Origin of the sequence: Aeromonas piscicola, assembly GCF_000820005.1 — a bacterium.
Classification (GTDB): Bacteria; Pseudomonadota; Gammaproteobacteria; order Enterobacterales; family Aeromonadaceae; genus Aeromonas; species Aeromonas piscicola.
The window spans coordinates 74074-87175 of sequence record NZ_CDBL01000055.1; the positions used below are offsets into that span (position 1 = coordinate 74074).

Genomic DNA, 13102 nt, shown 5'->3' on the forward strand with positions numbered 1-13102 from the left:
TCTACTTCAAGTCCGATTATCAGGCCTTGGATTTTTTCTTGTTGTCCACCTTGGTCTCAACCTTGGCTTCCACCTTGGTTGCTACTCGCGCTTCCTCGGTAAAGGGGCGGCCGTAGTAGGTATCCATCAGGATGGCTTTGAGCTCGGTGATCAGCGGGTAGCGCGGGTTGGCACCGGTGCACTGGTCATCGAAGGCTTCCAGCGCCAGCTGGTCAACCTTGGCCAGGAAGTCGGCTTCGTTCACGCCAGCTTCACGGATGGAGGCCGGGATGCCCAGAGTGGCTTTCAGCTCGTCCAGCCAGGTCAGCAGCTTCTCGATCTTGGCTGCGGTACGGTCACCGGCTGCGCTCAGACCCAGATGGTCAGCCACTTCGGCATAACGACGGCGAGCTTGCGGACGGTCGTACTGGGAGAACGCAGTCTGCTTGGTCGGGTTGTCGTTGGCGTTGTAGCGGATCACGTTGCTGATCAGCAGGGCGTTGGCCAGACCGTGCGGAATGTGGAATTCAGCACCCAGTTTGTGAGCCATGGAGTGGCACACACCCAGGAAGGCGTTGGCGAATGCGATACCGGCGATGGTGGCAGCATTGTGCACCTTCTCGCGAGCAACCGGGTCGTTGGCACCATTCTGGTAGCTGGACGGCAGGTACTCTTTCAGCAGTTTCAGGGCTTGCAGCGCCTGACCGTCGGAGTACTCGTTGGCCAGTACGGAAACGTAGGCTTCCATGGCGTGAGTGACCGCATCCACACCACCGAAGGCGCACAGGGACTTGGGCATGTTCATGACCAGGTTGGCATCGACGATGGCCATGTTCGGGGTCAGCTCGTAGTCGGCCAGCGGGTACTTCATGCCGGTGGCGTCGTCGGTCACGACCGCAAACGGGGTGACTTCAGAACCGGTACCGGACGTGGTGGTGATACAGACCAGTTCGGCTTTCACACCCATTTTCGGGAACTTGTAGATACGCTTGCGGATGTCCATGAAGCGCATGGCCAGGTCTTCGAACGCAGTATCCGGGTGCTCGTACATGACCCACATGATCTTGGCCGCATCCATGGGTGAACCACCACCCAGCGCGATGATGACGTCAGGCTTGAAGGAGTTCGCCATCTCGGCGCCCTTGCGGACGATGGACAGAGTCGGGTCAGCTTCTACTTCGTAGAATACTTCCACTTCCATGTTCAGTTTCTTGAGCAGACGAACCACGTCGTCGGCATAGCCGTTGTTGAACAGGAAGCGGTCGGTGACGACCATTGCACGCTTTTTGCCTTCCAGGTCGCCCAGGGCGATCGGCAGGGAGCCACGACGGAAATAGATGGATTTCGGAAGTTTGTGCCACAGCATATTTTCTGCCCGTTTTGCGACTGTCTTCTTGTTGATCAGGTGCTTGGGACCGACGTTCTCGGAGATGGAGTTACCACTCCAGGAGCCGCAACCCAGGGTCAGGGAAGGAGCAAGAGCGAAGTTGTACAGGTCACCGATACCACCCTGGGTGGAGGGGGTGTTGATCAGGATTCGGGCGGTCTTCATCTTGTCGCCGAAGTATCTGATACGGTCCTGGTTGCGATCCTGATCGGTGTACAGACCAGAGGTGTGGCCGATACCACCGATGTTGACCATGGTGCAGGCCATCTCGACGGCTTCTTCGAAGTTCTTGGCGCGGAACATACCCAGAGTCGGAGAGAGCTTCTCGTGAGCGAACTCATCTTCAGCGCACAGTTCCAGGCCTTCACCGATCAGGATCTTGGTGGTGGCAGGCACTGTCACGCCAGCCATGGCGGCGATCTTGGTGGCCGGCTGGCCGACGATATCTGCGTTCAGCGCACCGTTGATCAGCAGCACTTTACGTACCTTGTCCGCTTCATCTTTGGACAGGATGTAGCCATCGTGGTTGGAGAAACGCTCTTTCACCTGGTTGTAGATGGCGTCCACGACGATAACAGCTTGCTCGGAAGCACAAACCACACCGTTGTCGAAGGTCTTGGACATCAGAATGGAGGCGACGGCACGTTTCACATCGGCGGTTTCGTCGATGACGATCGGCACGTTACCGGCACCTACACCGATAGCAGGCTTACCGGAAGAGTAAGCGGCTTTCACCATGCCCGGGCCACCGGTGGCCAGGATCAGGTTGATGTCGTTGTGCTTCATCAGCGCATTGGACAGCTCAACAGACGGTTGGTCGATCCAGCCGATGATGTCTTTCGGTGCGCCAGCCGCAACGGCTGCATCCAGTACCAGCTTGGCAGCGGTATTGGTGGAATTCTTGGCGCGGGGGTGCGGGGAGAAGATGATGGCGTTGCGGGTCTTCAGGGAGATCAAAGATTTGAAGATCGCGGTAGCGGTCGGGTTGGTGGTCGGAACGATACCGCAGATGATACCTACCGGCTCGGCGATGATCATGGTGCCCATCTCGTCATCCTGGCTCAGGATGCCGCAGGTCTTCTCGTCTTTGTATGCGTTGTAGATGTATTCGGAGGCGAAGTGGTTTTTGATAACCTTGTCTTCGATGATACCCATACCTGACTCTTCCACGGCCATCTGGGCCAGGGGGATACGGGCATTGCTGGCGGCCAGGGCGGCGGCACGGAAAACCTTGTCTACCTGCTCTTGCGAGAAGCTGGCGAATTCACGCTGTGCTTCTTTGACGCGGGCGACCAGTGCATCCAGTTCAGCCAAATTGGTTACTGCCATGTTTATCTCCTGATGATTTGAAAACTGTTTAGTAAGAGCTTGGCAATGCCCGGCAATTATAGTCGCCTTGTCAAGGCGAGAATCACTACAAGGGGGTATTTACATGCCTTACTAAATTGCTTTCTGAGTCGATTATAGAGCGGGGCTGACTCAGAAAAACTTGATCTGGATCATGTGTAACAAAAGAACAAAAGAAATTTTGTTTCACAATACATGTTTTCCGGATGTTACGCGAATGTAGAGTGGAGCAAAAGCGAGCTGAATGGTGCGTGAACAGGGCGCCACGCACCATTTTTCAAGCAGTTAGCACTATTACGTCCCAGTGTCCCCGGGTAGGGGCCAGGGGTAGTATGGGGGCTGCATTGTGATAGAAACGGCGATCATCCAGGATCAGATACCCACCAGCGTTTAATTCTTGTTGAAAAAATGGTTGTTCTTTTAATCCATGATAGAGCTGAAGTGCGCCGCCACTGACGCCCTCGCTGCCGCAAAAGAACACGCCGATGAAGTCGAAACCATCCTGATGGACGCCTTCCGGTGCGGGGGGCACGCTCTCGCCCTGGCCCGTGGTAATGCGCATCTGGTGAATGCCGATCGCCTTGCCATCCGCCAAGCCAATATGGCGGGCAAAGCGAGTCAGCATCAGCTGGAAGGCGGGGTGGGCAACGAAGGCGGGATCCAGCTCGGCATAGGTTCTGGGCACATCCCCGAGGAACTTGTTGATGGCGGCTGCCTGAAAGAAGACGCCATTGTCGAGAGGGAAGAAGCGTGAGCCCTCTTTCTCGACGCGGCCATAGCGGCGCTCCCGAAAGGTGCCTTGGATATAGGGATCGAGCGGCAGCCGGTCAAAAAAGCCAAGCAGGGGGTCAACCGTACCTGCCGGCAGCGAATCCAGGTGCCATTGCAACTTGATGTCCGTATCAATCATTACAAAATCCTTGTTTGCTAAGAGGAAATATTGCGCCGAAACTCCGTGGCCGCATAAAACTCGAAGCGATTTTACCAGAGTGTTAAATGGCGACAATGTTTATTAACAAATCAATATGTTGAATTTTGGCGATACATTAGAGGAACTAACTGAAAAGCCACGAAAAGGGTGAGATTATTTGATTGGTGAAGGTTGAGGGCATGGTGTAAATTTACGCTCGGTTTATCGGGGTGGCCCGTGTGGCTTTGCTTATTTCTGGATGGCGCCTATGGCAGCAATTGACGTCTCTTTATATCTGAAGTTTTTCATCGGTTTGTTCGCGATCATCAATCCGCTGGGATTGCTGCCGGTTTTTGTCAGTCTGACCGGCCATCAAACGCCGGAAGAGCGAATGAAGACCAACACCACTGCCAATATCGCGGTGATGATTATCCTGCTGGTCTCCATGTATATGGGGCAGCTGATCCTGGACGGTTTTGGCATCTCGCTGGCGTCGTTTCGCATCGCTGGCGGTTCGCTCATCACCCTGATCGCTTGGTCCATGCTGCAGGGCAAGCTGGGGGAGGTGAAGCATAACAAGCAGGAGAAAGGGGAATTGGCCGCGCGGGAATCTGTCGCTGTGGTGCCGCTGGCACTGCCGCTGATGGCGGGCCCGGGTGCCATCTCTTCTTCTATTGTCTATGCCAGCCAGAGCACCTGGTCACAAATGCTGGGCATGTCGCTGGTGGTGATGGTGTTTGCCTTCTGCTCCTGGCTCATCTTCCGTGCCGCTCCCTTGCTGTTCAAGGTGATGGGCAACACCGGCATCAACGTGGTCACCCGGATCATGGGTCTCATCATGATGTCGCTCGGCATCGAGATCATGGTGGCGGGGATCAAGGGGGTCTTCCCCGGATTGATGTGATTCAGGTCTGTTTTGTCGGAGCCGGTCCTCGTGACCGGCTTTTTATTGTTTCTTTTTTGTCGGCCATTTCCTAGAATCGAGCGGGTTTGTATAAAAAACGTCCGCAACGCTATATTTAAATGCTGAATAATTGGCTAAAAGTTGTTTTTTTAACCATGAAGTCCAGCCTTGCCTGACGATATCTATTGCATTATCAGAAATGTCAGGGAATTATGCTGGCAGCGGGGTACTTATCTCGTTGATGGACAAATGCATGGAATGTTCTTGTTGGAGTATGGAAATGACTCATAAAAAAACAATGATTAATACCCTCTTGGTGGCAGCTCTGTTTGGCGGTGTCAATGTGGCGCAAGCCGCTGATGTTCCCGCAGGCACCAAGCTGGCTGATGTTCAGCAGTTGGTGAAAGGCAATGGCTCCGAGCCGGCAACGCTTGATCCCCACAAAACCGAAGGAACGGTTGAATCCAATATTCTGCGTGACCTGTTCGAAGGTCTCGTGGCCTCAGGCCCCAAGGGAGAAGTACTCCCTGCCGTGGCCGAGTCTTGGGAAACCAAGGACAACAAACACTTCGTGTTCCACCTGCGCAAAGATGCCAAGTGGTCCAATGGGGATCCCGTGACTGCCCACGATTTCGAGTTCGCCTTCAAGCGGGCCGTGGATCCCAAGACTGCGTCGCCTTACTCCTGGTATCTGGAGATCCCGACCATAGTCAATGCCAGCGAAATCATCGCCGGCAAGAAGCCGTCTGACACCCTGGGTGTGAAGGCGGTTGACGACTACACCTTCGAAGTGCAGCTGGAAAAAGCGATCCCTTACTTCGTCAGCATGCTCTCCCACACCACCACCTACCCTGTGCCGAAGAAGGTGATAGAGAAGTTTGGTGACAAATGGACCCAGCCCGGCAACATGGTATCCAACGGTGCCTATCAGCTGAAAGACTGGGTGGTGAACGAGCGGGTGGACGTCGAGCGCAACCCCAACTACTGGAACAACGCCAAGACGGTGATCAATACCGTCACCTACTTGCCGATCCAGTCCACCAACGCCGAGCTGAACCGTTATCTGGCCGGTGAAGTGGATCTCACCTACAACATGCCCATCGAACGTTTCAAGCAGATGAAAAAAGAGAAGCCCGATGAGCTGAAGGTGAGTGGTTACGTCGGTACCTACTACTACCAGTACAACTTCAAGAAGAAGCCGTTTGATGACGTGCGCGTGCGGACTGCACTCTCCTACGCCATCGACCGCAACGTGATCGCCGAGAAGGTAATGGGCAAGGGTGAGCTGCCAGGCTACACGCTGGTGCCTGACTTCGTGGACGGTTTCAAGCCGGTGGCCCCCGAGTGGTCCAAGATGACCCAGGCGGAGCGTGACACCAAGGCCAAAGCCCTGCTGGAAGAGGCCGGTTTCGATGCCAGCAAGCCGCTGAAATTCGAGCTGCTCTACAACACCGATGACAACCACAAGAAGGTGGCGGTTGCCGTTGCCTCCATGTGGAAGAAGCTGGGCGTGCAGGTGAGCCTGGTGAACCAGGAGTGGAAAACCTACCTGGAGACCAAGAAGCAGGGTCAGTTTGACATAGGCCGTGCCGGCTGGATCGCCGACTACAACGAAGCCTCTTCCATGCTGGATCTGATGCAGACCACTCACGGCAACAACGACGGCAAGTACTCCAACCCGGCGTTTGACAAGCTGATGACAGAGTCTCGCGATCAGGTGGATGAAGCCTCCCGCAACAAGCTCTATGTCCAGGCCGAAGAGATCCTGGCCAAGGACATGCCGATTGCCCCCATCTACCAGTACGTGACCTCCCGCATGGTCAAGTCCTATGTGGGCGGCTACCCGGCCAACCCGCTGGACAACCTCTACAGCAAAGACATGTATATCATTGCTCACTGAGTAAAATAACAAGTCGCATAACAAGCAGGCCCGCCGGACGGCGGGCCTTTATTACAACCGCGACCCTTTGGAAGCAGTACAGGACAGGAATTGTCTATGTTGAAATTCATTCTTAAACGTCTACTGGAAGCGATCCCGACTCTGCTGGTCTTGATCACCGTCTCCTTCTTCATGATGCGTTTCGCACCGGGTAACCCCTTCACCAGCGAACGTTCCCTGCCGCCGGAAGTGTTGGCCAACATCGAGGCCAAGTACGGCCTGGACAAGCCCATCGGCGTGCAATATCTCACCTATCTTGGCAACCTGGTGCAGGGTGATCTGGGGCCTTCATTCAAATACAAGGACTTCAGCGTCAATGATCTGGTGAGCCAGGCGTTGCCGGTCTCCGCCAAGATCGGGACGGCGGCTTTCGTCTTTGCCGTCTTGCTGGGGGTCACTTTCGGCACCATAGCGGCCTTGAAACAGAACACCATCATCGACTACCTCTTGATGTCGTCGGCCATGGCCGGGGTGGTGATCCCGGGCTTCGTGCTGGCACCCCTGCTGGTGCTCTTCTTCAGCATCTATCTGGGCTGGTTCCCGGCCGGTGGTTGGCAGGGGGGAGGGGTGCAATTCATGGTACTGCCGGTATTTGGCATGATGATGTACTACATCTCCGCCATCTCGCGAATCATGCGCGGCAGCATGATCGAGACCATGAACTCCAACTTCATCCGCACCGCCCGCGCCAAGGGCCTGCCGCTGCGTCACATCATTCTCAAGCACGCGCTGCGTCCGGCCATGCTGCCGGTAGTCTCCTATCTGGGCCCGGCCTTTGTCGGCATCATCACGGGTTCCGTGGTGATCGAGACCATCTTCGGCCTGCCGGGGATAGGTCAACTGTTCGTCAACGGTGCCCTCAACCGTGATTACTCCATGGTGCTCGGGCTGACCATTCTGGTCGGCGCCCTCACCATCACCTTTAACGCCGTGGTCGATATTCTCTATGCCTTTATCGATCCCAAGATCCGTTACTAAGCCGGGAGTACATCATGGTTGTCACAACTGAGAAACGCGAAGCCATAGCGGCGTTCGCACAGCAAGTGGAAGTGGTGGAAGGACGCTCCCTGTGGAAGGATGCCCGTCGCCGTTTTCTGCGCAACAAGGCGGCGCTGACCAGCCTCATCATTTTGACCATTATCGGTCTGGCGGTGATAGTGGGGCCACACCTGTCCCAATACACCTTTGACGATCCGGACTGGGGCGCCATGCAGGCCGCACCTGACATGGAAACCGGCCACTGGTTCGGGACCGACAGTCTGGGGCGAGATCTGTTCGTGCGTACCCTGCTGGGCGGCCGCATCTCGCTGATGGTCGGCATCATGGGCGCCATGGTGGCCGTGGTCATCGGCACCCTGTATGGCGCGGCTTCCGGCTTCATCGGTGGTCGGGTTGACAGCCTGATGATGCGCATTCTTGAGATCCTCAACGCCTTCCCCTTCATGTTCTTCGTGATCATGCTGGTGACCTTCTTCGGTCGCAATCTGGCGCTCATCTTCATCGCCATCGGGGCCGTGAGCTGGCTCGACATGGCGCGGATCGTACGAGGCCAGACCCTGAGCCTCAAGAGCAAGGAGTTTATCGAGGCGGCCCATGTCTGTGGCGTCTCCAAGTGGAAGATCATCACCCGTCACATAGTGCCGAACGTACTCGGTATCGTGGCCGTCTACGCCACCTTGCTGGTGCCGGGCATGATCATGTTTGAATCCTTCCTGAGTTTTCTGGGCCTCGGCGTCCAGGAACCCATGACCAGCTGGGGTGCCCTGCTGGATGAAGGCTCCAAGTCGATGGAAGTAGCCATCTGGCAACTCTTGTTCCCCGCTGGTTTCATGGTGGTGACCCTGTTTTGCTTCAACTTCCTCGGGGATGGTCTGCGTGACGCACTCGATCCGAAGGATCGATAACAAGAGCGGCTAAGGATCGATAAGGAGTTTTTATGAAATTACTGGATGTAAAAGATCTGCGGGTCGAGTTCAAGACCCCGGACGGCAATGTGGTGGCGGTCAACGACCTCAACTTCTCCCTGGCGGCTGGCGAGACCCTGGGGATCGTCGGCGAGTCCGGCTCCGGCAAGTCCCAGACGGCCTTTGCCATCATGGGGCTGCTGGCCAAGAACGGCATCATCACGGGATCGGCCAAGTTTCAGGGCGACGAGATCCTGAATCTGCCGGAGCACAAGCTCAACAAGATCCGCTCCGAGAAGATCGCCATGATCTTCCAGGACCCCATGACGTCGCTGAACCCCTACATGAAGGTGAAGGATCAGCTGATGGAAGTGCTGATGCTGCACAAGGGGGTGAGCAAAGCCGAAGCGTTCGAAGAGTCGGTACGCATGCTGGATGCGGTCAAGATCCCCGAGTCGCGCAAGCGGATGAACATGTACCCCCACGAGTTCTCCGGTGGCATGCGTCAACGGGTGATGATCGCCATGGCCCTCTTGTGCCGGCCACAGCTGCTCATCGCCGATGAGCCGACCACGGCGCTGGACGTGACGGTGCAGGCCCAGATCATGACGCTGATGAACGAGCTCAAGCGCGAGTTCAACACCTCCATCATCATGATCACCCACGATCTTGGCGTGGTGGCGGGCATCTGTGACAAGGTGCTGGTGATGTACGCCGGTCGTACCATGGAGTACGGCCGGGTGAACGACATCTTCTATCGCCCGAGCCATCCCTATACCGAAGGTTTGCTGCGCGCCATTCCCCGCCTCGACACCGAAGGGGAAGAGCTGCCTACCATTCCGGGCAATCCGCCCAACCTGCTGCGTCTGCCCACCGGCTGCCCCTTCCAGGAGCGTTGCCACCGGGTCAGCGAGATTTGCGGCCAGCAGTCACCCGTTCTGACGCCGTTCAACGACGGCCGTGAGCGGGCCTGTCATTGGGTGTCTGATGCCATCAATGCCAAGGAGGTGAGCGTATGAATGCTGTGATATGCGGCCAGCAATCCTCCATGCTTCTGACGCCGTGCAACGACGGCCGCGAGCGGGCTTGCCATTGGGTATCGGATGCCATGATCAAGGGGGCGAATTAAATGGGTACTGACAAGAAACTGCTGCTGGAAGTGTCCGACCTCAAGGTCCACTTCAGCATCAAGAGTGACAGGGCCTGGCCTTGGGCCAAGCCCTCGGCGTTGAAGGCGGTAGACGGGGTGACCCTGCGCCTGTACGAGGGGGAAACCCTGGGGGTGGTGGGGGAGTCAGGCTGTGGCAAATCCACCTTTGCCCGTGCCCTGATAGGCCTGGTGCCGGCCACCGACGGCAAGGTGGTGTGGCTGGGCAACGATCTGACCAAGCTTGACCAGAAGGCGCTGCGGGAGAAGCGCAAGGAGATCCAGATGATCTTCCAGGATCCGCTGGCCTCCCTGAATCCGCGCATGACCATAGGCGACATCATCGCCGAGCCGCTCATCACCTTCTATCCGAACCTGTCCAAAGAGCAGGTGAAGGAGAAGGTGCGCACCATGATGACCAAGGTGGGCCTCTTGCCCAACCTGGTGAACCGTTATCCGCACGAGTTCTCTGGCGGCCAGTGCCAGCGTATCGGCATCGCCCGGGCGCTGATCCTGGAACCCAAGATGATCATCTGTGACGAGCCTGTCTCGGCGCTGGATGTCTCCATCCAGGCTCAGGTGGTGAACCTGCTCAAGGCTATCCAGAAGGAGATGGGGCTGTCGCTCATCTTCATCGCCCACGACTTGTCCGTGGTCAAACACATCTCGGATCGGGTGCTGGTGATGTATCTGGGCAATGCGGTGGAGCTGGGCACTCGCAAGGAGATCTTCGCGAACCCCCTGCATCCCTACACCAAGGCGCTAATGTCGGCCGTGCCCATTCCGGATCCGGATCTGGAGCGCAGCAAGGTCATCCAGATCCTGGAAGGGGACTTGCCATCGCCCATGAATCCGCCGTCCGGCTGCGTGTTTCGCACCCGCTGCCCGGTGGCGGGTCCCGAGTGTGCCAAGACCCGGCCCCAGCTGGAGGGCAATTTCGACCATGCGGTCTCCTGCCTCAAGGCCGATCCGCTTTGATGCTGGTTTGTTGAACGCGTTTGCGGGGCACCCTGGTGGTGCCCCGATTAATTTTGGCAAGAGGTGAAGATGCCTCTTGGCGTTATCTTTGGTCGCTGTTACTATCCGCCCAACAAGGGGAGTAACTTCTCGCTGGTTTGTCGTCATTACGGTGCACCCATATCCTGCAGTGCACCCGGCAGCCGGGCAGTTGATGCAAGTCAGCTGTAAGTGAGACCTTGCCGAGAGGCAAGGTGTATCTGCTCCAAACGCAAACCCACGCCTCTCGGTCGTGGGTTTTGTCGTTTTTGGGAGAGGTGAAAAATGGGTGAATGGTGGATGTGGACCGGTTTCTTCAGCATAGTGCTGGTCCTGTTATGGATTGACATCCGCTTTGTCGGTGGTGGCAAGGCGCACAAGGTGTCCCTCAAAGAGGCCGGTGTCTGGTCCCTCATCTGGATCAGCGTGGCGCTGCTCTTCAATCTGGCCATCTGGTTCTGGCTGGATCACAGTGCAGGCCGCGAGATCGCCAACCAGAAGGGACTGGAGTTCCTCACCGGCTATCTCATCGAGAAGGCTCTGGCGGTGGACAACGTCTTCGTCTGGTTGATGCTGTTTGGCTACTTTGCCATTCCAGCCGAGCTGCAGCGCCGGGTACTGCTGTACGGGGTGCTGGGCGCCATCGTCATGCGCGCCGGCATGGTGTTCGCGGGCAGCTGGCTTATCGAGCAGTTCCACTGGATCCTCTATCTGTTCGGCGCCTTCCTGTTGCTGACCGGGGTCAAGATGCTGTGGGCGGCCGACAAGGAGCCTGATCTTGCCAACAACCCGCTGCTGGGCTGGATGCGCCGTCGCTTCAAGGTGACCGAGACCCTGGAAGGGGAGAAGTTCTTCGTCTGGCGTGACGGTGTGCGCTATGCCACCCCGCTGCTGCTCATTCTGGTGCTGGTGGAGGTGAGCGATCTCATCTTTGCGGTGGACAGTATCCCGGCCATCTTCGCGGTGACTACGGATCCCTTCATCGTGCTGACCTCCAACATCTTCGCCATCATGGGCCTGCGTGCCATGTACTTCCTGCTGGCAGGAGTGGCCGAGCGCTTCGCTCTGCTCAAATACGGTCTGGCGCTGATCCTGATGTTCATCGGGGTCAAGATGCTGCTGCTGGATGTGTTCAAGATCCCGACCGGCATTGCATTGGGCGTTGTGGCCCTGATCCTGCTCGCGTCCATGGGGCTGAGTCTGTTTGTGACCCGTAAAAAAGTGGCTTAAACGCTGCACCAATAAAAAGGGCTCCCGCGGGAGCCCTTTTTCATATCGCGTTATCAGCGCTTGAGTTTCTTGGGGTTGGTGTAGCCCCAGATGGTGTACATGTCGGCCAGCAGGGCACCGTTGTACTCCTCCAGATCCGCCTGCTTCACCTCGGCCTCACCCTGACGGCCAAACAGCACCACTTCATCGCCGGGCTTCACCCCTTTCAGATCGGTCACGTCCACCATGATGGTGTTCATGGAGGTTTTGCCGACCACAGGCACCTTCTGACCCTGGATCAGCACATAGGCCTTGTTGCTGAGCGCACGGCGGTAGCCGTCGGAGTATCCCAGCGGCAGGTTGGCGAGCCAGGAGTCGCGCTTGAGGGTGAAGGTGCGGTCATAACCGACGGTGTTACCGGCCGGGTAGTGGTTGACCGAGGCCACCTGGGTCTTGAATGCCATGACCCGCTTGTATTCGGTGTAGGAGGGGATGGAGTCACCGTAGAGCAGGCCGCCCGGGCGCACCATGTCAAAGTAGGCGTCTGGCACTTCCAGGGTGGCGAAGGAGTTGGCGGCGTGGATGGTGAGCTTGCTGCGATCCAGCTTGCCCGCCTCGATCAGCCACTGGGAGTCCAGCTTGAACTGGGCCAGCCCCAGCTTGACGTCCTCTTTCTCTTCCACCGGGAAGTGGGTCATGATGCCGACCGGGGTGATCCCCTTGAGCTTGAGCATGGCCAGCGCATCGGCCTTGGAGTCCGCCAGACGCAGGTCGATGCCGTTGCGGCTCATGCCGGCGGAGTTGAGACCGATGTGCACCGGGATATTGGTATGGTGACGCTGGGCGATGTCGGCGATGCCCTGGGCGCTCACCAGGCTGCCGATCAGCTCTTCCATCTTGTAGGGCAGGGCCTGCTCCACTTCGTCCGGAGTGGCAGAACGCACTCGCATCAGGCGGCCGGTGAAGCCCTTCTCGCGCGCCACGCGAGCCTCTTCGTTGCTGGCAATGCCGATGCAGGGGATATTGGCCTTGACCACGGAGGGGACCAGCAGGTCGATGCCGTGACCATATGCGTCAGCCTTCATGATGGCGCAGATCTGCGGGCCCTTGTCACCGAGGCGATCCTTGAGGGTTTGGATGTTGTGCTCGAAGGCGCCGAGATCGACTTCCAGCCAGGCATTGCTGGCGGTTTGTACGTCGCCATTGCGATGATCGTTTGCCAGCGGCAGGTAGGGCGCGGCGACGGCCTGACCGGCCAGCAGGCCCAGGATCAAGGTGGCCAGCAGTGTCTTCTTGTGCATGAGGTGGTTCCTTTTTTATTGTTGGGGTTTAGGTGCATGACGACCTGATCTCGGTCTTTGTCATACAGATGGGATAAAG

Annotated in this window: 11 protein-coding genes; 8 read left to right on the top strand and 3 right to left on the bottom strand. The window is 57.2% G+C overall.

The window, feature by feature from the left end; all coding sequences use genetic code 11:
- Positions 1–19 precede the first annotated feature (19 nt).
- Positions 20–2695 (bottom strand): bifunctional acetaldehyde-CoA/alcohol dehydrogenase, encoded by a 2676-nt coding sequence (gene adhE, locus BN1128_RS13650; protein ID WP_042869667.1) that lies wholly within the window; start codon positions 2693–2695, stop codon positions 20–22.
- A 295-nt stretch (positions 2696–2990) separates the two neighbouring features.
- Positions 2991–3623 carry a 2OG-Fe dioxygenase family protein gene (locus tag BN1128_RS13655; protein WP_042869669.1) on the bottom strand — a complete coding sequence of 211 codons (633 nt, stop codon included), beginning with the start codon at positions 3621–3623 and terminating at the stop codon, positions 2991–2993.
- A 268-nt stretch (positions 3624–3891) separates the two neighbouring features.
- On the opposite strand from BN1128_RS13655, the gene BN1128_RS13660 reads away from it, so the two are divergent.
- The 8 genes from BN1128_RS13660 to BN1128_RS13695 all read left to right on the top strand — a co-directional run bounded on the left by BN1128_RS13660 (position 3892) and on the right by BN1128_RS13695 (position 11743).
- Positions 3892–4527: a YchE family NAAT transporter gene (locus BN1128_RS13660; RefSeq protein ID WP_042869670.1), complete on the top strand. Its 636-nt coding sequence runs from the start codon at positions 3892–3894 to the stop codon at positions 4525–4527.
- A 280-nt stretch (positions 4528–4807) separates the two neighbouring features.
- Positions 4808–6427, top strand: a complete 1620-nt coding sequence (locus tag BN1128_RS13665) for an ABC transporter substrate-binding protein (RefSeq protein ID WP_042869671.1) — start codon at positions 4808–4810, stop codon at positions 6425–6427.
- A gap of 96 nt (positions 6428–6523) precedes the next feature.
- Positions 6524–7444: an oligopeptide ABC transporter permease OppB gene (gene oppB / locus BN1128_RS13670; RefSeq protein WP_042869672.1), complete on the top strand. Its 921-nt coding sequence runs from the start codon at positions 6524–6526 to the stop codon at positions 7442–7444.
- Positions 7445–7458: 14 nt separating this feature from the next.
- A complete protein-coding gene (gene oppC / locus BN1128_RS13675) occupies positions 7459–8370 on the top strand; it encodes an oligopeptide ABC transporter permease OppC (RefSeq protein ID WP_042869674.1) in 912 nt (303 codons plus the stop codon).
- Between the two features lie 32 nt (positions 8371–8402).
- Positions 8403–9389, top strand: a complete 987-nt coding sequence (oppD, locus tag BN1128_RS13680; RefSeq protein WP_042869676.1) for an ABC transporter ATP-binding protein — start codon at positions 8403–8405, stop codon at positions 9387–9389.
- On the top strand, positions 9386–9499 hold the full coding sequence (locus BN1128_RS13685; RefSeq protein ID WP_005314835.1) for a hypothetical protein: 114 nt from the start codon (positions 9386–9388) through the stop codon (positions 9497–9499). Before oppD ends, BN1128_RS13685 begins: the two co-directional genes overlap by 4 nt.
- The gene (gene oppF / locus BN1128_RS13690; protein WP_042468189.1) at positions 9500–10495 is read left to right on the top strand and encodes a murein tripeptide/oligopeptide ABC transporter ATP binding protein OppF; all 996 of its coding nucleotides are present in this window, start codon (positions 9500–9502) and stop codon (positions 10493–10495) included.
- 303 nt (positions 10496–10798) lie between these two features.
- Positions 10799–11743 (top strand): TerC family protein, encoded by a 945-nt coding sequence (locus BN1128_RS13695; protein WP_042869679.1) that lies wholly within the window; start codon positions 10799–10801, stop codon positions 11741–11743.
- A gap of 53 nt (positions 11744–11796) precedes the next feature.
- Here the strand turns inward: BN1128_RS13695 and alr are convergent, their stop codons facing one another.
- Entirely contained in the window at positions 11797–13023 is a 1227-nt protein-coding gene (gene alr, locus BN1128_RS13700; RefSeq protein ID WP_042869682.1) for an alanine racemase, read from the bottom strand.
- Between the last annotated feature and the right edge of the window lie 79 nt (positions 13024–13102).